This is a genomic window from Afipia sp. GW822-FHT03D08 (assembly GCF_058801645.1).
The window spans coordinates 841,906-862,692 of record NZ_JBXANK010000002.1; the positions used below are offsets into that span (position 1 = coordinate 841,906).

The window sequence follows — 20,787 nt, forward strand, 5'->3', positions numbered from 1 at the left end:
GCGCGCCGGACGCGGGCTTCGTCGACCTAGAAAATGGAAGGTGCCGCGAGTTCTCTATCCCCGCTATGAAGCCAGCACTTTGCGAATGAAGTTCAATCTCCCTTTCTTGACGATCTCGACCTGATGGCAGCCATCACAGCAAGCCACTCGGCTCTGATTACGCCTAGCGTCGGCAAAGACCCATTCCATAATGCGCGTTGATATGCTCCTTCGCGTCACCTTCTCGGGTCCCTCGAAATAGCCAACCAACGCTTTGCGGAAGCAGGCACTCTTACGCGCCATACTGGCCATGACGGCGATCTGCTCATGCTTGTGCCGCAGTGCCACGATGGCCGCTTCATCGCTCAACTTGGATCCGTTGATTGCTCGTTGGGCCATGTAACGCAACAGGCCGATATCTTCTTTTACCTCCCCTCCCTGTAGCAGGACGGCGACAGACGGCGCTCCATCGCGACCAGCACGGCCAAACTCCTGGAGATAATCCTCGATCGAACCGGGGTGCTGCCAATGAACAACCATACGCACATTCGGTACGTCGAGACCCATTCCGAAAGCACTCGTGCAAATAATACGGTCAACGACAGGTCTGCTGTCGCCGACAAAACGCTTAAGCAATTGCTCTCGCTCCCAGCTATTACCGAGCTGCGAATGATAGAACGGCGTCTCAAGCCCTTCACGAGCGAGATGGGCCTGCAGAGCTTCACCAATCTTGCGAGTTGGCACGAAAATCATCAACTTGCCGCTCCCGGGAAGAGCAAGCCGGCAAAGAGCTGCGATGATCGCCGATCTTTCTTTGGCAGGCGCCTGCCAGCGCAGCAGCGCAATATTGGGCCGATCGACGCCGCGGACAAACACCCGCGCATCAGGAATTCCGAGAGAATGCAGAATGCGCTGCTGCATCTCTGTTCCGGCGGTTGCGGTGAATGCCAGGATCGGAGGAGATCCCAGCGCCTCTCTCACTTCCTTAAGTCGCCCGTATTCGGGCCGAAAATCTCGCCCCCATTGATCGACACAATGGGCCTCATCAATCACCAAGAAACTTGGGCGCATCGCGCGCAGCACCTGTTGCTCGGCTCCACTTCGTACAAAGAAGCGCTCCGGCGCGGCATAAAGAAGCTTAAAGCTGCCTTGTGAGAGAAGTTGATACCGCAGGCGCTTCTCGCCCGAATCGAGATCACTATTGATGAAGCTTGCCGGAATCTTACGTCGAAGAAGCGAGGAAACCTGCTCTCCCATCAAGACCTTTAGCGGCGAGACGACAACACTAATGCTCTGCCGCAAAACAGCAGGCAGCTGAAAACATAAGGTCTTGCCGAAGCCCGTGGGACTTACAACCAACAACGATTGTCGGGCTAAAGCCGCCTGGATGATCGGTAGCTGGCCTTCTTTGAACCGATCGAGGCCGAACAAGCGAAGCCCAGCACCAAAGGCCTGACTCTCTGCGACCACCTCTCCGTCACGGTCCAGCCAACGCGCCAACCGAACAGCCCAGCGCTCGATTGCGCGCCGAGCAAGCCCGCCTGCGAGTTTTGGATGATGAGCCGCATGGCAACCATCGCAGAGGGTGACCAAGTTTGATGGATCGTCAGTACCACCTGCGGACCTCGGCAGCAGATGATGCACATCGATATCTGCGCTTTTCGCGACAGTCCCGCACTCCACGCATTTGAAGTTATCCCGCTGAATAACCTGCGTGCGAATTCGCTTCCACTCTATTGAAGAAGGCAGCATCAACGGACCCGTAGTGTGCTTGCCAGCCAACCTACCCGAAAATATTCCGGCAAACCTTGGAAAAATCCGTCGTCCAGTTCAATATGATGGGCATCCCGCATAGTCGACGTGCTTTATTCCGGACCGCTACAACCATGACTGTATCAAACTCCGAACTCGACGCCATGGCGGAAAAGCTCTCGCTCTGCCCGGACTATCGCGTCCTTCGCCGGCTAAAACCACGCGAGATGAGCGTCCCCGATAAAAGTGAAAACACTAGGGTTGGCGTGGCGCTCGACGTTGAGACGACCGGTCTCGACACGAGTAAGGACGAGATTATTGAATTGGGGATGGTGAAATTCGCCTATCTCCCCTCCGGTGAAATCACCCATATCACCGATGTTTTCGAGGCGTTTAATGAGCCGTCTACGCCGATACCATCCGAAATTGTAGAGCTAACAGGGATTACTGACGAACTCGTCGCCGGCCATAGAATTTCAGCCGATGACGTCAACAGCTTCGTCGCAGACGCAGCGATCATCATCGCTCACAATGCAGCCTTCGATCGCCAATTTAGCGAACGCTATTGGTCGACCTTTGAGCACAAGAACTGGGCCTGCTCGGCAACCCAGGTCGAATGGCGCAAGCTGGGTTTTGAAGGATCCCGGCTAGCCTATCTCTTGGCAGGATGCGGTTACTTTCATCATTCACATCGAGCAGCCGACGATTGCAAAGCACTGCTAGAAATTATGTCGATGAAGCCAAATGGGAGTGAGAGTACGGCACTTGCGCTGCTACTCGAATCCGCTCGCAAGCCTACGGTACGTATATGGGCTGAGCAATCTCCTTTCGATCTCCGTGAGATACTGAAAAAGCGAAAGTATCGCTGGAATGATGGGTCCAACGGCCGCCCCAAAGCTTGGTATGTCGATGTTCCGGAAGCAAGCCAAGCTGATGAGCTCAAGTTCTTACGCGACGAGATCTACCAGCGTAACATTGATCTGTTCTCCAATCGGATCACCGCCGCACAGCGATTTTCTAAGCGGATATGATCCGATCCTATGGAATGTTCCTCTCGGCCATTGCTCACCTCTGCTGCTTGAGTAACATTCTACTGGTGAATGGTAGGGGGGCGGGTTCATGAGCTGGGGTTTCGAAGAAGATAAGGTGTACAATCGGCGCGCCGATATCCATGCGAAATTTGGTGGTCAGCAGCAAGGGGGAATCATCACACCGTCACAGCACCCAGTCGTGTTCATCATTACCGGCGAAGAAGGTTTAGAACACGGCTATGCCGATCGCATGCGGGCTGACGGCGCATTTGAGTATTTCGGCGAAGGACAAGTCGGCGATATGGCGCTGCAGCGCGGAAATTTAGCGATTGCTACACATGCGGCCGAAGGAAAGGGTCTGCTGCTTTTTCGCAAAACCACTGAAGGCCTCCGATTCGTAAGCGAGATGGTCTACGAAAAACACCACATTGAGCGAGCACCCGATCGCGAGAACAATGAACGTGATGCAATCGTTTTTGAACTTCGACCACTTGGTGCGATATTCGAAGCCACGGAGGATGCACCTCTGGATGACAAAAATGACCTAGAGCAGCTTCGCGCCCTGGCGAAAGCTTCTGCCGGCATCTTTCCGCCAACTCAAGTTGCCGGCACTCGAAATGTTTACCAACGAAGCCGAGATGTTCGAAACTACGTGCTTATGCGCGCCGGCGCAAACTGTGAGGGATGCAACTCTCCAGCGCCATTTATCCGGAAGAACGGTAGCCCCTATCTTGAGCCCCATCATATTCGGCGCGTTAGTGACGGCGGGCCCGACGATCCTGCATTTGTTATTTCTCTATGCCCAAATTGCCATCGAAGAGTCCACGCAGGCAAAGACGGACCTGCTTACAATGACATCCTCTTAGCAAAGATGCAGAGCATTGAACCGAATTAGGATTCGCCCATCGAATGTCATGAAATGCGGATTAGCCGGTCATGATCGCACATCCGATGTTATGGAATTTCATTCGTGAGCTTATTTCGGAAGCGAACCCGCGCGGCAGTGCAGCGGCCTTCACTCATTTTGGAAGAATAATCGCTTCCCTGCTTTTAGGGCCTGACAACACTCGGGATGGTCTGTCTTCCATCTGTTGATGGTGCGCTCGTCCTTCTCGAAGAAGTCGCCAATTTCTGCATTCGTGGCGCCAAGGCGGCAGAGCTTCGCGGCCTGGTCAGAATATGCAGGGAGATAATCGAACGTACGTCCGGGCTTGCGGGCGGCTTTTGCAGGCACAACCGATTATGCGCACAGCACCGCTGATGTTGGCAACAGGTCAGTAGATGGCGAGTCCATCTTCCGTTAGGTGAACGCCGTGCGTAGTTGCAATCAACACGATCAGCTCGCCTATCCCGTTGAACTCTTCGAAGCTCTTCCAATCCCCGTAATTGCTCCAGATGCTCTCAAGCACCTTGTCCAACTCAATGAGGTATTGCGCGAGCCAGTTGCCGGACTGGAAGAACTCTTTGAACTTCGGCGCTCGGTCAACTTCACCGTCTAGTCCACTTATGTGTCCGATGAGATAAGAGGTGAATGTGAAAAACCGGTCGTACTCGCCAGTGACCGCCCTGAAGCATTTCCATCCATCGCCATCATACCAGAAAGCATCCATCGCTGCATCAATGCGCTCATCGAGGCCTTCCAGTGCGGCGAAGAATGTCTCCTCGAAATGGACGATCTGCTCAGGATAGAACGACGCGCTCAGTCTGGTCGCTGCGTACTCACCCCAGCTTCCCCAGCCCAAACTAAACTTAATGCGGGCCAATTCATTCCCAAAGTCATAAGGGCGCTGGAGAAGGCCCGGTATCGCGACATCGAATGCAGTGCGGTCGTGGACGTGACCGCACTCGTGTGCGAGTTGGTAATAGACCTGGGAGAAGTTCTCGCCCTCCCCCTCCATCAGATGCATCAGGACATTCGCGTTGAAGGCCAGGTAGGTCTTGAGCACGCCATCACGGAATACGCCGGGCGCCATCGCGACCCCATGCGCGATCTCGGTTGAAGGCGTGAGGACATGCCGGGTTTCATACCCGCGGTCGATCTCAGTCAGGGCCTTGGCGTAGTCATATGCGACAGTAACGCCGACCAGATTCTCCAGATTCATCCGGGTGCCGATGAATCTGATGAAGGTTGTCGTGCGATTGGCTAATGCTCTCGCTGTCTCCTCGTCAGCGAAGCCTTTCAGCTCAAATGGGATGATGGCCGGCGCCGTTGACGTGGCCAACAATTCCTCGATCGATTGTTCGGACGCGTCGCTCACGGTATCCCTAACGAATCAGCGGCTTCCCACCACACTACGTCAAAACGGGGCGTCCTTGGGATCGAGCGGGGGTTTCTCGCCAGCCTTTTCCTTCCGCTCCTCTTCCTCGATCCAGGCATAATACTCTTCAGCGTCCGCATCATATTCCAGCTCAGACTCAGGATATTCGGGTTCAATCACCTCCGCACCGTTCGCATAATAATCTTCGAGCGTCAGAAAAGCCTTGCCGATGTCGTTCAGCACAACATTGATTTTGTGCGCTTCGACCTCTTCGTACCCGGAGCATTCAGGCACCTCGTCGATGTACTCGTATGACAGCCACGGCCAGACGTTGGCCATGTACTCGCCGATGCTATGGGTCGGGTACCACATGCCGATTACATGGTCGGGCTCGCCATCGTCGATGTTATCTGCGTCGAAAAAGACGCTTACATCGCGAAAGCCGAGGCTCTTGTTCACCCACTCATCAATAACGAGATATACCTCGTCTTTCGAAGCGAACTCCCTCATCAACGGAAGATCGAAGGTTAGCCTCAGCTTGCGAAGCGCGGTGATGTCCGAGACGCCTTTCTCCAAGCCCTCTTTCGCGTCGGCGTTAAGGATTTGGTCGGGCGGTATCTCGATTGACCACCGGTCGTTTTTGCCAAACTTGATCAGGCTCTCTTCGACGCGCTGCCAAAGCGTCAGACCGGTATCAGGGTCATGCAGCACTATGGTCACTGGAAGGGAATGGTTGCGCCAATAGCGAAGGTGGCGGCCCTCCCCGTAGAATACGTAATTGTTGCCGCGCTTCCGGAAGAACGACTTGCCGCTCTTGATCTGCAGGGCGAGCAGCCTGCCGATGGGTTCGTCCTGGTTTGTCACCTCGACATGGGCATCGATACCCCAGTCCGAAATCGGCTGCTCTCTAAACACCCACTTCAATTCTCGAAGGACAATGCCCTCAACGGCGTTCACACCCTCTCTGTCCGTCTGCTTCATGGACGTCATCCGCATGTTTTCAGTGGCTTAAGCCGTAGTGACGGCAATCTAAGCTTGGGTCATGATTCCATCACGCCCTAAGGCGGATATAAATCAACGAGAAGAAACCACCATAGCTTTTGTACTCAGCCTTGCAGTCGCATCACCGGGGGCCTGTTTACCGGCTTCCACCAGTCCAAGACCAACCCGGATGCGGACAACTTCCTGCAGACCAAGTCCCACGTCAGCTACGTCGATTAAGCTGAAACTCCAAAGGCCCCGATAAGGGGCCTTTTGTTTTGGCGACTTGGGGGCGACGGCAAGGACAAACGGTCAAAGCTGCTCCTGGCGCCCCCTCATCGGCTCCGTTGTTGCACACCGGTGGCCTCGTCCCATCCCGGTCGTTTTGCCCCCGACCGGATAGCCTATGTCGGATAACCCCGTGACCGTTTTCCGACTTCGGACTTTCCTGTGCGATGTGCTCGCTTGGGCAGGACGCTCCACTATACCGTTTTGGTCATGTTCGGCTAGTGTTTGCCCGCTTAAGGCTAGCGGGGGCCAATCTTGACCGACATCGAACGCACGGCGACCGACCGGGTAACCCGTGAGATTGTCCGCTTCCTGGAATCTTCCAAGCCTGAGGTGCTCGCTCTTAGGGGCGCATGGGGCGTCGGCAAGACCTATCTTTGGAACAAGCTTCTTGAACAGACGAAGGCCACCATCGGCCTCAAGAAGTATGCCTATGTCTCACTCTTCGGCCTGCAGAATCTCAACGAGCTAAAATATTCCATCTACGAGAACACTATCGACACGAAGGATGTTGGCATCGAGCCTTCGTTGAAGACGCTGCAGACCAACACCGATTTCGTCGTGAAGTCGTTTGGCACGCAGCTCATATCGGTCATCTCGCGATTTAAAGGAGCTTCCGCCACGCTGGAGGCGATTTCGTTCCTCGCCGTGCGCGACCGTATCGTGTGCATTGATGATCTGGAACGCCGCGGTAGCAATCTGCGGATCATCGACGTCCTTGGCCTTGTGTCATACCTGACCGAACGCCGCGGATGTAAGGTCGTTATGATCCTCAACGATGAGGCATTAACCGACACAGACGCCAAAGACCTTGCCCGCTACCAGGAGAAGGTCATCGACCTGTCGCTCCTCTTTGCTCCGACCGAAGAGGAGAGCGTCAGAATTGCGCTGGACAAGGATGCACCCACGACGCATCTGCTCTCTCAACGGTGCATTTCCCTAGGCGTGTCCAATATCCGCGTCATCAAAAAGATTGAGCGATTGTTCGCCGATGTGCTGCCGGTACTGAACGGCTATCACGAAAAGGTCGCCGAACAGGCAGCCTCCACCCTCACACTGTTGGGCTGGGCCTACTTCTCCAGGACTGCGGCGGATGACAACGCCCTCATCGACTTCATCTTGGCCCGCCGCGATGACCAAATGGCCGGTGTGTTTGATGATGCAGACGAGCAGCCGGAACAGCACAAGTGGGATACGCTTCTCGATAACTACGGTTATTCCTCAACTGACGCTTTCGATTTGGCTTTGTTCGACGGTGTCAAATGTGGCTTTTTCGACGAAGACCTTATCAAGCGCAATGCCGAGGAAATGAATGAGCGACTGAAGCAGATGGACTCGACAAAGTCCTTCGCTGACGCATGGGCGCTTTTCCACGAGTCATTCAAAGACAACACCCGCGATATCGTCCGCGCCCTGGTCAGCGCGATGCAGTTTCACGCGAAATTCGTGACCCCGTCTGAGTTGAACGGCGCCGTGAGTCTGCTGAAGACCCTCGGACGGGAACGGGCCGCCAAATATGTGCTGGCGCATTTTATCAAGCGAAGGCAGGACGAGGATTATAACTTTTACGACCTCGCGTCGCATCCGTTTACCGAGAACATCCAAGACCCGGACGTACTTCATGCGTTTGCAGAGAAGCTGAAAACGTTTCGCGAGGAGCGCTCGCCGGAGGAAATCCTCCACAGCATCGGCTTCAATCACGGCTGGAGCCAGACGGACACCAAGCTGCTCGCAACCCTGTCGGTCGATGACTATTACAACATGTTCAAAAATCTAGAAGGGTTGCGACTTCGCCGTGTCATTGGCGCGGCATTGGGCTTTCACGGAATTCGACAGCAAGATCCCGCGTACGGAACGATTGCCGACAATGCCAAGGCAGCGCTCATCCTGATCGGCAAAGAAAGCCCTCTCAATGCTCGCCGCCTACTTAAATTCCATATCACGGCTGATGACCTGGCCTGACCCGGCATCAGCAACCCGCCAACCGCCCCGGCGGTTCCTTCTCAACTCCAGTCGACCAATTGTTCGCATCACGTCGGCCTTGGCATAGTAACTGACCGGCTTTGCCGCCCGCACGCGCAGAAGAGGAATATATTGGATAGACCGCCAACTATCTCGCTTTGAGAACTTCCAGACGGATTGGGCGTCCTTCCATTTCCCTAGCCGGGCCTGACGCCATTGGCGACTTTCCTTGTCAGCAGCCTGACACTTTTAAATTGATTGATGTCTATCGTATCTCCCACATAGTCATAATCTCAGGCGATATCGATGACGCCTCCGTCGTTAACTGACCTCCCGACGTTGGACATTGAGATTCCTGAGTATCCGCACGGCCCTCATCCATTCTCAAAAGGACATCGCGACGTTCTGTCCGAAGCTCTACCGCAATGCCCTTTTTCAATTGGCCGGCGTTCTGGACTCTATTTGCTTAACTTGTGACGCTGGAATGAAAAGTATTTTTCTTCCTTCAGCAATAATAAAGCCCATTGAAGAAGATCTTACGAGCCGAACGTCATTTAAAGACCTGTCTGTTGTCGTGACGTTGTACGTCAACCGATACACAATTTGGCCTTCAGCGACAGCACGACCAGAAAATAGAAGAGCAATAAGGGCTGTAGCAAAAGCCAGGATGTAGTCGCTTGGCAATAAATTTCCTGACGCTCTTAAACGAACATACCCATGAAGCCCAATACAAAAAGCTGTGAAGAATGAAGCTATCGCTCCATAAATGTCAGTTCTCAGATATTGCCAATCGAAGACCAGCCCGAGCAAGAATGAAAGAAAGACAATCGCTGCAATTACTTTAAGCGCCAACGTAAAGGGAAACGCCTTCTCGAAATCAATTGGTTTGCGTACGTAGTCAAACGTATCGAATCCGATCAAAAGAAAAAGCATCCCCACTACACCAAAAGCAAGACCGAACGAATACACAACATTGCTAAAATCGACGACTCCGAGAAAATGAATTCCAATCTTTGAGAAGTACCCAACATTGAACACAGTAAGCGTCGCCAACGCGACACCCGAAACAAGCGGCGTCCAGGTTGAAATTCTCTTTAACATCTCATTGTCGCTCATAAACGCATCACTTCGATTGACGACCTCTATAATTTATTTGCAAAATTCGAGCACAAGTTTCTTTCCTATGGGACCTGTCCTTTCAGAAAAGACCTCAATCGGGCCTCTTGATCGGTGCAAGTCTTAGCTATTTGTCAACATCGTCGAACACCGAACGCTTCGTCATAACCGTAGAAGAGGGTAAAATCTCCTCTTTCCTCTGCGTCACGATGTGCGTCCAATCAGTTTCGTCTTCGGTGTCTTCATCCCGCTCACGCTTGCGCTCTTCAAGAGCTTCGATAGATTGCTTCACCTGACTGCGCGCGTCGTTGACTAAGGCCGCAGCGTCCGCATCGATGCCAATCGCCTCCAGGCAATCAAGTACACCAAGAAGCTTCTTGAAGTGGCTCTCAGGTTCTTCGTCCAGGTCAGCATCCGTGGCAATTTCGTCGATACGCTCTTCAAGCGATGGTAAAATCTTCGCCCGCAGCGAGATTCCTAAGCCGACAAGACGGAGCGGCGGAATGAGAGCGAGCATTTCCTCTTCCTCAAAGAAGGAAGCATCGAGATCCACAAGCGCAGAGGACTCGAGACTATCGGCCGCCTCCATGCGAAGGTCATCGGGCAGAACACCCATACGATGGGCGCGGGCGTGGGTAGCCAATCGGGGATCGCTGCCGGCGAGTTCAGTTTGCCAGCATGAGCGCTGAAGTAGACCCGAAAACTGCTCGATTGCCTTCGCTAATACTTCATCGCTAGCGCGATAAGACAAAAACTGGAACAGCATCCAATTGCGGTGCCATTCATCGGGGGTGTGGCCGAGCCGACCGACCAGAGCATCGTCGAGCGTCGCCGGAATGACAAGTGCGTCTCGAATCAGAGGCGAGCCCTCGCACGTGAAACTGTTGAGAATGGTGTCGATCGTCGCGCCCCGTATGAGCGCCGCCATCATATGCGGCTTCTGACGCAGGATCTCCGTCAGCGCGTCGGATATCGTCGGATGGGCGAAGGTCCATTTTGATCCGGAAAGTTTCAGGAACGAGCCCTTCAGCTCGGCGAAACAATCCTGGACCTTAGCGAGGCTGTACCCCGTCAGCTCCGCGACCGCCTGCGCGGCCAACACATCGTGGTCGCTGGGATCGAAGCCGGCTTGATGGACGTAAACCAAGATGAGCGCGGCTTGAAGCTGATCATCCAGGGCATTGACCGTATCGATCAAATGCTCTGTCGGTTCTTCCATGAAGCGAACGAGGGAGCTTTCGCGAGGCGCGAGCCCCTTGGTGAAGTTCGGATCGCCAAGACGTTCCGCAATCCCAGGAAGAAAGTCGTGTACGGCGGCGACTGCGGCCAGGTGTGGCTTGACGCTTGATCGCCAGCTCTGGCTCTGCTCGCCGAAATTCACATGGTTATAGAGGATCTGCGCCTTCTCTTCGAAGGTCAGCTCGCCGACATCGACGACGGCGCTGCCATCGACAAATTGGGCAAGGTTGCGTTGTCCGAGCCGACGCCGCGCCGCTTCATAGATATGCTTGCGGGAGGTGAGGAGGAATCGGTTGCCGTGCTTGATCGCGGCCCGCAGCTTCGAGAAAGCCGACGCCCAGTCCTGCACATAGTCGTCGCGTAGCACATTCGAGCCGAAGGCGTCATCAATCCAGAAGAAGCGGCCCGGATCGTTCGGATTCCAGCCGGCCTCGAAATCGCGCGGACTGGTCAAAGCTAGAACGGTGTTGTCCGGGTTTTCCGAAGCGATCGTCGAGACGATCGCGCCGATCGCTGATTTGCCGCTTGATGGATTGCCCAACAGCAGCACCACGCCGTGGTTGGAAATGGCGTTGACGGCGTCGCGATGCGCTTTTGTGGGCACATAAGTGCGGAGCTTTGGAATCCAACTGTCAAGGAGCGCCCGGCTCTGCTCGCTCAGACGCTCATCAACGATCGACGTGAGGTCTCCCAGGCCGTAGACCTGTGGGACGAGGGCCCGCAGGCGGGCGCTGGTTCTGATGACCCGGACAATATACTGGCGACCAAGAATGTGCGGCCTGCGCACGCCGAGCACCCGAAGCCTGGCGCGCATCGCCGCCGCGACAGGCGCATCTACGCTCATGTTCGTCATAAAGGCGTAGGTGTCCGCCTGACCGGCTTTGACCAGTTCGTCGACATTCTCAAGCTCGGCGGTGAGATCGCTGAGCTTCAAGGCCTTCATGGCATCGGACGTATGCTTGCACTGGACGGTGCCGATGGGCGTTGCGGCCGTTCCCGAGGGGATGAGGAAGACCGCGTCCTGGCCGCCGTCCTGTGCTTCACGGAAGATCTCTACGGGTCGGCCGAGCACGACCTCGCATACCTGCGAACAAAGATCCTGAAACGCGCGCCAGCCGATGGTGTGGAGCGCCAGATCGCTCCAGGGTCCGTGCGCACGGCGTTCGCGTGGCGCTGGAAGCTCGATCTGCGCGCTCTCAGTCGTCATGCAGTGGCTACACCACGTAAAACACCGACCGGCATCGGATTGATTTCCTGGTCGATGACCACGCTTGTGGCGCCGAGCGGACCAAGGTCGATGTCGAGACGCCGGCCTCCCTCCGTCGAGGTGCTCACCAAGCGCCGGCACAGCAGATCGGCCAGCGCGGGGTCTTCGACGGCGCAGATTATCTGGCGCCCGTCCAAGCGCAGAGCGGCGAGCACTTCGACCAGGTGAAGGGCTCTGAAATCGTCGATGTGCTGAACGGGATCGTCGAGTAGAAGGGACCTAAGCGGTGTCCACGCCCGCGCAAGATGGACCGAAAGAAGGAAGGCGAGACCGGCGGCGCGACGCTGGCCGCTGCTAAAGACGAATTGCGGGTTCAACCCGTCGCCGACCTTGAGGCTCAGGAAACGTCGGACGTCACCGCGGATGCTGTAGTCGATTGTCCGCCAGTCGGCGTGCGGTCGCAGGCGTTGATAGAGCTCATTGAGCAGAGGACTGATCTGAGCGAGGCGCTCGTCGATGATTTCCGCGCTGACACGTCGGACAGAGCGTTCGATTTCGCGGGCCGCTGTGACGGCATTTTGGGACTGGCTGACCGACTGCGCCAGCTTTTCGATTTCAGCGCGCAGCGCCGAGATGTTGCTTTCGATCGACGACATTCGCGAGACCGCTTGCGAGGCCTCCAGCACGAGTAGCGCGCGCTCGAGGTCGATCAACCGGTCGCGTTCTGGAGAAATGGCCTGCTCCAGCCTGTCAGGATCCGGGATGAAGCGGTGATCGAGCCCCCACTGATCGTAGAAATCCACGTGCGCCGCTTCCTGGTCGCGCAGACGCCGCAGCTCGTCCGCATGAGCTTGGATCACGGCGGTGGCTGTCTGCAACGTGAGGCTGGGTTGTCGCGCGTTCAGTTTCGCGGTGGCGAGAGCATCACGGGCGGCCTGAACGCCCGACGCCAATTTTGTAATCCGTTGACGCGCGGCGGCCAGACCGGCAGCGAATTCGTCCGATGTTCGATGGGCTGCGCATAGCGGGCAATGATCGTCGTGTAACCCGAGGCGCTCGCCATGTTCAACGAGGAGACTCAGCGACGTCGCCATCGCGTCCATCTCTTCTTCCCGCGAGAGACGTAGTTCGGCTTCCGAGACGGCTTTCTGTGCGGCCTCATGCTCGCGCTGCGCTGCTTCGTGCGCTGCCGATGCGGCCTCGCGGTTCGCCACAGCCTCGGGAGCGTTGTAGAGCGCCTGCGCCGCCGCGACCTCTCGACCGAGTTGAAGCGCTTCGCCCATCCGACCCAATCTGGCTCGTCCGTTTGCGAGCGCGCTTCGACCTGCAGCCAGACGTGCCGTCAGCTCGGTGGGCGCATCCGGCGCCGCGGCGGCGATCACCTGAAGCGCGCCGGACGCATCACCTGATCGGCTGAACGCGGCTTGTGTCTCGGACTGCTGCGTCAGTCTGTCGGCCAGTCGCGAGCGGGCAGCCTCATAGGCGGCCTCGTCTTTAGTGTGCGCGGCTTCGGCGGCAGTCACGATTTCCTTGGCTCTGCTACCGGCTTCCGATCCTTCCAATGCACCGAGCGCCGAGCGCACGAGATCAAATCGCTCCGTTTCAGTGAGATCCAGGCTGAGCGCGGCGATCCATTCGTCGCGGATGATCGACGTCCGGGTGAGCTGCCGAAGTGCGTCGTCTGGTGCAGGTCCACGGCAAAGCGCGGCGTGGATATCCTCCGCTGAGCGATCGGAGCCACGTTCCCGCGTCCGCGTGATGGTGAATGGGTTCCCGCTGTCGTCGATGAAAGAGGCTGTCACGTAGTGGGCTTTGGGAACACCTTCGCCGCGCCACCAAAGGTAGTCGCTGAGGCTCTCCTTCGCGGCCTTTTCGACGGCGTACTTGTCGATCGAGCCTGTGATCGCGAACTCGACCGCATCACACAGCGTGCTCTTGCCCACGCCGTTGCGACCGGTGATGACGGTGAAGCCCCGTCCGAAATTGATCCGGACGAGATCCCTGAAGCCACGAAAGCCGCATACTTCGATGAAATCAAGCCTCATGACGTCGCCCCTAAGATGCGAGCGATCTCTGCCGGCGTGGTTTCGCTGAGAAACGCGGTAACGGCATCCGGAGGGATGTCCTTCAGCCTGGTCCGCAGTCTTGTTTCGAAGTTGGACGCGCCGAGCAACGGCTTGGAGCGTATCGACAGTAGCGGTAGCAGCGCCTTCTCAACGTCATCAGGTGTGGTGATGGAGGCCCTCGCGATCTTTCGGGTCAAAGAGAAATCCTCTTCGATGCGCTCGATCTCGCGCCCTCGGCGCGCATCCTGATCCGGGGTCAGGAAGACCGAATACACGTTCCACGCCTTTACTCCGGCGCCGCGCAACGAAGTGGCATGCCGAGCGAGCGCGATTTTCTGGTTCTCCTTCCAGGCGCCGAGGAGAGCGTCTGCACTGTCGAAGACGTGGACGAATCCCATCAGCGCCGCGTTTTCGAAACAGGTCACCGGGCCGGCCGAGCCGGTCCACGTCCAGGTTTCATACTGTGCGTCGCGAAGGAGGATTTCGGTTTGGGTGAAGATGTCCATCAGATGCCCAACGCAGCTCTTGCCCCAGGTAGGTCGTACCATTCACCTGCCGGGTCTGGACGAATGACGTCACCGGTGCGTCCGCTGCGCACGACATTGTCCGGCACGCCCAAGTCGGTCGCGCCTACCGCGACGACAATGTCGGACTGCATCGCGGCAGGCGGCTCGAGGAACTTCCCACGTAGCGTCCCGATAATGGATTGCGCCCCGTTGAGGACTCGGATGCTCCGGCCGTTCAGATGATAACCATCGGCGCGTTGAACGGCGCCAGCCTGACGGAGCAGCAAGTGGAAAAAGCCGAGGGCTTCTGGATTTGCTGGACGCAGGAGCTTGGCCGGCTCTGCCGCCGAGACGCCTTCGGCATCCCGCCTCAGACCATAAAGGGCCTCGCTGTCGAAATTTCCGACGTCTAGCCAAGCCGGGTTACACTGAGCTCCGGTAGCTTGCTCGAAGGCGGCTCGTCCGGCGTCCAGGACCTGACGCAGGTAGTTCGATGAGAAAGCTCGACGCAGCTCGTCGAGCGCCGCAGCCCCTGACTCTTGAACATGTTCGAACGTCACGTTTTGTGCGTGCGCGATCTCCCAGAGTTGTGGGGCCTTCTGCTCGAGCGCGTTTGTCGGCGAGAGGTCGATGACAGTCACGGACAACGGCTGCACGTCGATCAGCGCTTCGCCGATAACGGCGTTGAGGTATTGCCAGTCAGACCAGAAGCCGACGACGAGCAGGTCCTTCTGCCGAAGGTTGGCAGCCATCCAAACTTTGCTTCGCGCAATGCGCCCCGAAATGGTTGGATCGTCGAGCTGTGAAGGCGCCCAGACCGTGGCTTGCCGATCACGGTGGGAGCAGCCATGGAATTTCAACAAGGGTGCCTGACGGATGGAATCGGCGGTGGCTTCGTCTCCGTCGAGCGAGCCGCGGAAGTCCGCGCCGTAGTCCCAAGCGCGTCGCTCGATCAGCGTGTCGTAGTTGCTCGATATGCCCGCAACGGCGGCGCGGGTAATGAGAAAATCTGCGATTGCTGCATGCCCTGCATTCGAAGGCCGCACAAAAGCGGGCCAAGGCACGAGGTGTTCGATGAAGACCGATTGTAGGGTGTTGAGGCCTGCAAAGTGCTCGGCGAGTGCCTCCAGATTGTCCCGAAGGCCGAGGTCGCAGTTCGGGTCAGATTCGAGACGGTATCTGTCGAAGCAGCGCTCAGCGACCATCCGTGCGGACGGCAGGCAGCTGGGCGGCGCCATCGACAACCCCGCGCCGCAGACCACGAGGAGGCGGCCTGCGTTCATTGAAGCCAGAAGCCGAGCGATCGTCTGAGGGGTCACGCGATCCCCTTTCGAGTGCCTGTCCGGCGACGAAGCACCTTCGTGGCTTGCTGCGCCATGTTGTCTAGATATTCGATTCGAACAGGCGATCTCTCCAGCAACGTTACGGTCAGCTCAAGCTTTCCGCCACTCTCTTCGTCGTAACCACGCTGCGTTACCAGATACTTATCTTCCCGCTTTTCGAGCTTTGAAACGGAAGGCTTCTTAATGTTCAAGGCAGTTGCCATATTCTCTTCCGGTTGGCGTGACGCGCAGAGGCAATTAACCCCTTGCCGCCATTCTTTGTAACATGCTTCGACTGCTCGCACGATTAGATAGAGTAGCCGTGCTCGAAATTTGCCGCTGCTTGGGATTATCGTCGCTTCTTCAGTACCTCCTTGGCAAGATCGACGCACTCCCTGAAAGTTGCTTCCGATACACAATGGTCTCGAGGCCTGAACTTCCTACCATTCGGCCCCAAGGAATAAGGCGAATTCAGAAAAGGTTGCGCCGCACTGCCCAATATCGTGAAAACCTCTCGCTCCAAGGTTATTCGCCACCGATGTATTTCTTCGGCCTTTGATCGCTCACGAGCACGTTTATCGACCGCATCACGCAAAAGGGCTAGCGCATGGTTCATGCCATCCTCCCCTTCGATGGCAGCCTCTAACGGCGTCTTTCCATTAAGAAACAGATGCGCTGTTTGGATCCACAATGTCCACTCGCCTCCATGCGCGGATGCCGTCGATTGAATCCTTTGCCGGCGCCCATCCATAGCCAGACGCAGCGATTCGGCCTTTGCCAATCCCTTGGCCTCCGCTTCCAGTTTCCGTGCGTTTACCTGGCGCTCCTGCTCACGCTCTATCGGTAAGCGGAGCGCCTGAAGTACTGACATCCCATTCCGGAACATCATCGCCTCGATCTTGTGCAAGGGGGCGACCATCTCGTCGAATGTGCCATCATCGGCTTCTATCGCGGCATCAAACGATAGTCCTCCATCCTGTGGCAACTTCAGCCACTCGTCGGCGGTGAGATCACCGCTCTCTTGATCCGGTAAAGATGCCAGTATCCTTTCAATGCGTCCCGTAAGATTTGTTCTGCGGGATGCCTTGCGTTGATCGCTAGCGCGTAGATCAAGGAGTCCGTCGAACACGCTTTTGGACAGCCAATACGACCGGTGCTTTTGGAGTATCCCTCTCTCAACAAGCTTATCAAGGTACGCTTCGACCGCTCGATAAGGACTGCGGAATTGGTCATTCCGCCCTCGCGCAGCATCTTCGAGTTCAGGCCGAATGTAGTCAAAATCGGCTCTGGTAAACTTTTGCTTCTTCAGCCAGTCGAAAAGCGCCTTGTGCCGATAGGAGGAACGCTCTGCGTCTTTGGGCAAAAAGGTACGAAGAAGCGCAAATTGCCATTCCCGTTCGGTTACGCGAAATCCGCCCGCCCCACCTACTGGGCATCCGATATGAGCACCCAGCCCAATTCGGAAGAATTCTGCGTCTTCATCGGATGGTTCGACCTTGCGGCTCGCCAATTCCTTCAGGCCCGCGTCGTATCGCTGCAGACAATCCGTCACTTCCTTCTCGAATCTGAGACGTTGCACATCGAGTTTGGCTTGATGCCTCGTGCGCATAGCCTCGACTTCGGCATCTATCTTTGGATGAAAGAGCCAATGTCGTCCGGCTTTCTCTAGTACAGCTTCTTCAACATCGGACCGCGATGAATTCCTAAGAAGACGCGACAGATCGATCTCGATCGCAGCAATTCCCTGGTTCTTAAGTTCGATTCGCTTCAACTCGTCGCATGCATGTGTCACGTAGATTTCAACAAGCAAGCGGTGTCCGGCGCGTTGGGCATAAAGGTCCGGCACTATGGTTTTAAGATGCTGCGCTTCTACGACTGCGCTGTCGAAGCGAACAAGTCCCGCCTTGTGTAAAACTACAACCTCACCATTGAATTCGGCTCTGACCTCAGGAAGGTTGAGGCGACACTTCGTCGCAACGATCTCCTTCGCAAGCTTGTGCAATGCCGATTCCGGCGCATTCGCGCATGCATAAGAAGCCTGATGTCCAAAATGATGGGTTAAATAGTCCCCTTTTCTCGCAATGAGCGGGGTACCGCATGCTGGGCAAGTGCAGCCGCACGCAGACCCGCGTTCAACCTCCGAGACGTGTCGAATTCCGCCGTTTACATCGACACCGTAGACGAGTTTGACCTCCCTAGATGAGTATTCTGAAGATACGTGCTGGCTCACGAGCGTTCTACTAATCTGGATTTCATTAGGGAATCATATGATTCTCCCTTCGACAGAAAGGTTTCGGCGGCACGTCTAAATCCGTCAACCAGTTCGAGATGCGCTTCCGATAAGAGCCTCAAAAAAGCTGACGGCAGTCGTGATCGACCAGTTTCCGCCGATAACCTCCGCAAAATAGGAGTTTTCCGACAATGGGCCAGAGACTTTCCGCTATTTTTTCCGCGAGATTGGACGAGCAGGAGCTTGCGGACGAAGTCGAACGCGCGAAAGCCGGATTTTCCGGACTGGGAGGCGCAGGCCGTAAACTGTCGCAAACCGCAGGACTGGGTGACTGGGGCGAAGGATTCGAACCATCAGATGGTGGAGGCCACACGCTCAACGGCGATCAACTGATAATCATTTCGTCGTTTCCTTATCAGTGAACGTCTCGATGGATTTCATCCTTCAATTATCAGCCAGCTTCGCTGGCTAACCGAATTTTCGCTTTGCACAAGACCCGACGTCACTGAACGTCCGCTTTGGGTCAAAAGCAGACTTCTCGGCGCACAGACAAGCGCAGTTGAGATGGAAATTTCTCGCCTATCTGGCCTGCACCCAGTGCGATCGAACCGATCTCTGGCTCAACTCCTCTGAAAACTGGAATATTTTCTGCGAGGGCCAGAGAATAGCTGCCAATTTTAGTCGGGTTGGCGGGAAAACGGTCCCTGTGGAGAATACGCCCGCGCGAAAAGCCCGCCATTGGCGGCCCTTTTTCGCAACCAACGGAGAAATTCTCCTAATCACGCACTGGCTGGCTGGGGCGGGAGGATTCGAACCTCCGCATGGGGGAATCAAAATCCGCCTACTTCTTCAATGATTTCAGCGCAGCTTTTGAATCCGAGGCCGATTCCGGCCCTATATCGATCAATAGGTTAGGTGGCGATTCCAAAAGCGCAGCGGCCTTATGGGCGTATCGCTTCCGGGTCGCAGAGAGCATCCGGGGTGCCGTCCGCTTCGCGTAGCCCTCATAGGATTGCTGGGTCTTGTGCGTGGAGAGCGCCCGGCCCTGCCCGTCCGTAAGCTCCGCTTCCTCAAGCTCCGTAAGCCCGCCGTGGCGGCATGCATCCAACGTGAACTTGGGGGACATTTCTAGCGCCTTCCGGACCCGCTGGACGATCTTCTGCATCCCGGAAAATGAGTATGGTTTGCTTGTATCCCCGTTCACGGCCCGCAGGATCATGGGCGTTCCGCGCTTGGTAAGGTGCGAAAGAATCTCTTCCGCCTCTCCGTAGAATTTGATCACCGTGCCATCAGGCAATGTCTCTTGCAGCGGATGCGGTGCAACCGTTCCGGTCTTGTGGTGCGCCACTCGAATAATGTTCGGCGCGCTCGGGTTGCGATAGTCGCTCCACTTGATGATGCCCGCAATCACGTTCTCCGGGCGTTGCAGCCATTCAAAGCAGATGACAGCGACAGCGGCCACTTCCGGCTCGCCAAGGCGCACGGCCCCATGCGCGAACGTATAAACCTCGTCACGCGTCACGGCATGCTTGGTCAGCTTCACCCGCGTTTTCATCGTGACGCCGATCCAAGGATTCGGCACATCCTTGTTGAACTCTTCCGGATGCAGGCGGCGGACGACGCGCCACGCTTTGCGAGAGCAAACCGTCATCTTCTCCGCTACGCGGTAGCGGGTCTTGCCCTTAGAGTTGACAGTGAATTTGTCATAAAGCTTATCGGCTGCGTTCGGGCTGATTGACTTTATCGAATGGTCCCCGATCCTCACGCCTTGCTTGTTGAGGGTATCGCAGACTTCCCGCATCACCCATTCGTAGTTCCCACGCGAGCGGAGCGCTACCTTCTCTAGGTACGCTTTGCTGGTCCGGTATTCCTGAAAGAGCCAATCAACGGTCCCAACGCGCGGAGCGCTTGCGCCCGATACTGGAAGCCCTTTTTGAAGGTCGCACCACTCGTCAAACTGCTCATTGAGACTCTTCGCACGCGCCGTCATCGCTGCGTAGTCGGTCCCAAGCGGTTCGTTCTTAACCGTGCAACCGCCGTCGCGGAACTTTTTGGGGATGCAGAAATAAAAGGCGGTGACACCCTTCGCGTTCTGCCGTGGCTCGACGTAGCGCGGGAGGTCCATGACTACAAACCCGCTGCGGCGTCGCGGTTTGTCACTCTTCCGGATGGGGATGTATCCGCGTCTAAACCGTCCCGGAGCCATAACCCTCGCCTACCCTCACTCACGCGCGGCAGGGTGCTTTCCCGGCCTGCCCTATCCATGAAAGCATCAACGGACGCCCTTCCGCAATAGCCCCTCGCCGTTAGAGGGGGCCCTGATCTCCACCTATGACACGTCATCTCCCACCTCCACTGCGAAGATTCTTTCGGCACACTCCTGTTGAATCCGCCAAATCTTGAATTGCTTCCACAAGCTCAGCGCCTCGTCTCGGCATTCAAAACGGAAGTCAGCGTTGTGAATGAAGCCGATCACATGTTCCAGCGTCTCAAAACTAGTTGGAGGCGTTGGCTTCCGGCCCTCATAACGAGTCCTAAATTCCCAAACCAAATGATTATAGTTGTCTGAGTTCTCTTCGGACTCTTCGGGCAACTCTAAAATGAAATCGCCAAACGTGTGGCGACTTTCCGCGTCTCCCTTCGGCCGTCCTCGCGGGCGAGCCGGACGCAAATAGTCTTCGGCCTTCCCGCCAAAGTAGGATGCGGCCTGTTCTGCGCGGCTACGAGAAGCGGTCTTCCCCTTGAGGATTCTGTAAACATACCTCTCGGATATTCCCATCTTCTTCGCAGCGGCCAATCGCGATAGCCGCGCCATCGGCTATCCTGACTGCTTCGTTTGTTTTCCCTGTC

17 protein-coding genes are annotated in these 20,787 nt (G+C 56.3%); 4 read left to right on the plus strand and 13 right to left on the minus strand.

The window, feature by feature from the left end; all coding sequences use genetic code 11:
• Positions 1–63: 63 nt before the first annotated feature.
• Positions 64–1,731 carry a RecQ family ATP-dependent DNA helicase gene (locus AC1RM7_RS18905; protein ID WP_082512608.1) on the minus strand — a complete coding sequence of 556 codons (1,668 nt, stop codon included), beginning with the start codon at positions 1,729–1,731 and terminating at the stop codon, positions 64–66.
• Between the two features lie 134 nt (positions 1,732–1,865).
• Here AC1RM7_RS18905 and AC1RM7_RS18910 point away from each other — a divergent pair, with 134 nt between their 5' ends.
• Both AC1RM7_RS18910 and AC1RM7_RS18915 read left to right on the plus strand, forming a co-directional pair.
• Positions 1,866–2,762 (plus strand): 3'-5' exonuclease, encoded by an 897-nt coding sequence (locus AC1RM7_RS18910; RefSeq protein ID WP_056298723.1) that lies wholly within the window; start codon positions 1,866–1,868, stop codon positions 2,760–2,762.
• 88 nt (positions 2,763–2,850) lie between these two features.
• Positions 2,851–3,657: an HNH endonuclease gene (locus AC1RM7_RS18915; protein ID WP_056296668.1), complete on the plus strand. Its 807-nt coding sequence runs from the start codon at positions 2,851–2,853 to the stop codon at positions 3,655–3,657.
• 379 nt (positions 3,658–4,036) lie between these two features.
• Here AC1RM7_RS18915 and AC1RM7_RS18920 read toward each other — a convergent pair whose 3' ends face one another.
• Both AC1RM7_RS18920 and AC1RM7_RS18925 read right to left on the minus strand, forming a co-directional pair.
• Positions 4,037–5,020 carry a hypothetical protein gene (locus AC1RM7_RS18920; RefSeq protein ID WP_056296673.1) on the minus strand — a complete coding sequence of 328 codons (984 nt, stop codon included), beginning with the start codon at positions 5,018–5,020 and terminating at the stop codon, positions 4,037–4,039.
• 39 nt (positions 5,021–5,059) lie between these two features.
• The gene (locus tag AC1RM7_RS18925; RefSeq protein ID WP_162244593.1) at positions 5,060–6,001 is read right to left on the minus strand and encodes a DUF4365 domain-containing protein; all 942 of its coding nucleotides are present in this window, start codon (positions 5,999–6,001) and stop codon (positions 5,060–5,062) included.
• A gap of 543 nt (positions 6,002–6,544) precedes the next feature.
• Between AC1RM7_RS18925 and AC1RM7_RS18930 the strand changes: the two genes are divergently transcribed.
• Positions 6,545–8,251 carry a P-loop NTPase fold protein gene (locus AC1RM7_RS18930; RefSeq protein ID WP_056296679.1) on the plus strand — a complete coding sequence of 569 codons (1,707 nt, stop codon included), beginning with the start codon at positions 6,545–6,547 and terminating at the stop codon, positions 8,249–8,251.
• A 435-nt stretch (positions 8,252–8,686) separates the two neighbouring features.
• Here AC1RM7_RS18930 and AC1RM7_RS18935 read toward each other — a convergent pair whose 3' ends face one another.
• From AC1RM7_RS18935 to AC1RM7_RS18965, 7 genes are all read right to left on the minus strand, one after another.
• Entirely contained in the window at positions 8,687–9,367 is a 681-nt protein-coding gene (locus tag AC1RM7_RS18935; protein ID WP_056296680.1) for a hypothetical protein, read from the minus strand.
• Between the two features lie 127 nt (positions 9,368–9,494).
• Positions 9,495–11,813 carry an nSTAND3 domain-containing NTPase gene (locus AC1RM7_RS18940; protein ID WP_056296683.1) on the minus strand — a complete coding sequence of 773 codons (2,319 nt, stop codon included), beginning with the start codon at positions 11,811–11,813 and terminating at the stop codon, positions 9,495–9,497.
• Positions 11,810–13,858, minus strand: coding sequence for an ATP-binding protein (locus AC1RM7_RS18945; protein WP_056296686.1), 2,049 nt, complete (start codon positions 13,856–13,858; stop codon positions 11,810–11,812). The genes AC1RM7_RS18940 and AC1RM7_RS18945 overlap by 4 nt, the downstream gene beginning before the upstream one ends.
• Complete coding sequence (locus AC1RM7_RS18950; RefSeq protein ID WP_056296689.1) at positions 13,855–14,385, minus strand: hypothetical protein; 531 nt, start codon at positions 14,383–14,385, stop codon at positions 13,855–13,857. Before AC1RM7_RS18950 ends, AC1RM7_RS18945 begins: the two co-directional genes overlap by 4 nt.
• On the minus strand, positions 14,385–15,704 hold the full coding sequence (locus AC1RM7_RS18955; RefSeq protein WP_082512525.1) for an SIR2 family protein: 1,320 nt from the start codon (positions 15,702–15,704) through the stop codon (positions 14,385–14,387). Before AC1RM7_RS18955 ends, AC1RM7_RS18950 begins: the two co-directional genes overlap by 1 nt.
• The gene (locus tag AC1RM7_RS18960) at positions 15,701–15,931 is read right to left on the minus strand and encodes a hypothetical protein (protein WP_200941186.1); all 231 of its coding nucleotides are present in this window, start codon (positions 15,929–15,931) and stop codon (positions 15,701–15,703) included. The genes AC1RM7_RS18955 and AC1RM7_RS18960 overlap by 4 nt, the downstream gene beginning before the upstream one ends.
• Before the next feature lie 125 nt (positions 15,932–16,056).
• On the minus strand, positions 16,057–17,709 hold the full coding sequence (locus tag AC1RM7_RS18965; protein ID WP_056296696.1) for a hypothetical protein: 1,653 nt from the start codon (positions 17,707–17,709) through the stop codon (positions 16,057–16,059).
• A 419-nt stretch (positions 17,710–18,128) separates the two neighbouring features.
• On the opposite strand from AC1RM7_RS18965, the gene AC1RM7_RS18970 reads away from it, so the two are divergent.
• Positions 18,129–18,359 carry a hypothetical protein gene (locus tag AC1RM7_RS18970; protein ID WP_156464357.1) on the plus strand — a complete coding sequence of 77 codons (231 nt, stop codon included), beginning with the start codon at positions 18,129–18,131 and terminating at the stop codon, positions 18,357–18,359.
• Between the two features lie 101 nt (positions 18,360–18,460).
• On the opposite strand, the gene AC1RM7_RS18975 is transcribed toward AC1RM7_RS18970, so the two are convergent.
• The 3 genes from AC1RM7_RS18975 to AC1RM7_RS18985 form a co-directional block, all read right to left on the minus strand.
• The gene (locus tag AC1RM7_RS18975; protein ID WP_156464358.1) at positions 18,461–18,676 is read right to left on the minus strand and encodes a hypothetical protein; all 216 of its coding nucleotides are present in this window, start codon (positions 18,674–18,676) and stop codon (positions 18,461–18,463) included.
• 102 nt (positions 18,677–18,778) lie between these two features.
• Complete coding sequence (locus AC1RM7_RS18980; protein WP_492838823.1) at positions 18,779–20,062, minus strand: site-specific integrase; 1,284 nt, start codon at positions 20,060–20,062, stop codon at positions 18,779–18,781.
• Between the two features lie 204 nt (positions 20,063–20,266).
• Complete coding sequence (locus AC1RM7_RS18985) at positions 20,267–20,752, minus strand: helix-turn-helix domain-containing protein (RefSeq protein ID WP_492838821.1); 486 nt, start codon at positions 20,750–20,752, stop codon at positions 20,267–20,269.
• Positions 20,753–20,787 lie beyond the last annotated feature (35 nt).

Coding starts and splice junctions, on each gene's coding strand:
- AC1RM7_RS18905 (WP_082512608.1), bottom strand. CDS start 1,731: ATGCTGCCTTCTTCAATAGAGTGGAAGCGAATTCGCACGCAGGTTATT.
- AC1RM7_RS18910 (WP_056298723.1), top strand. CDS start 1,866: ATGACTGTATCAAACTCCGAACTCGACGCCATGGCGGAAAAGCTCTCG.
- AC1RM7_RS18915 (WP_056296668.1), top strand. CDS start 2,851: ATGAGCTGGGGTTTCGAAGAAGATAAGGTGTACAATCGGCGCGCCGAT.
- AC1RM7_RS18925 (WP_162244593.1), bottom strand. CDS start 6,001: ATGAAGCAGACGGACAGAGAGGGTGTGAACGCCGTTGAGGGCATTGTC.
- AC1RM7_RS18935 (WP_056296680.1), bottom strand. CDS start 9,367: ATGAGCGACAATGAGATGTTAAAGAGAATTTCAACCTGGACGCCGCTT.
- AC1RM7_RS18940 (WP_056296683.1), bottom strand. CDS start 11,813: ATGACGACTGAGAGCGCGCAGATCGAGCTTCCAGCGCCACGCGAACGC.
- AC1RM7_RS18945 (WP_056296686.1), bottom strand. CDS start 13,858: ATGAGGCTTGATTTCATCGAAGTATGCGGCTTTCGTGGCTTCAGGGAT.
- AC1RM7_RS18950 (WP_056296689.1), bottom strand. CDS start 14,385: ATGGACATCTTCACCCAAACCGAAATCCTCCTTCGCGACGCACAGTAT.
- AC1RM7_RS18960 (WP_200941186.1), bottom strand. CDS start 15,931: ATGGCAACTGCCTTGAACATTAAGAAGCCTTCCGTTTCAAAGCTCGAA.
- AC1RM7_RS18970 (WP_156464357.1), top strand. CDS start 18,129: ATGGGCCAGAGACTTTCCGCTATTTTTTCCGCGAGATTGGACGAGCAG.
- AC1RM7_RS18975 (WP_156464358.1), bottom strand. CDS start 18,676: ATGGCGGGCTTTTCGCGCGGGCGTATTCTCCACAGGGACCGTTTTCCC.
- AC1RM7_RS18980 (WP_492838823.1), bottom strand. CDS start 20,062: ATGGACCTCCCGCGCTACGTCGAGCCACGGCAGAACGCGAAGGGTGTC.
- AC1RM7_RS18985 (WP_492838821.1), bottom strand. CDS start 20,752: ATGGCGCGGCTATCGCGATTGGCCGCTGCGAAGAAGATGGGAATATCC.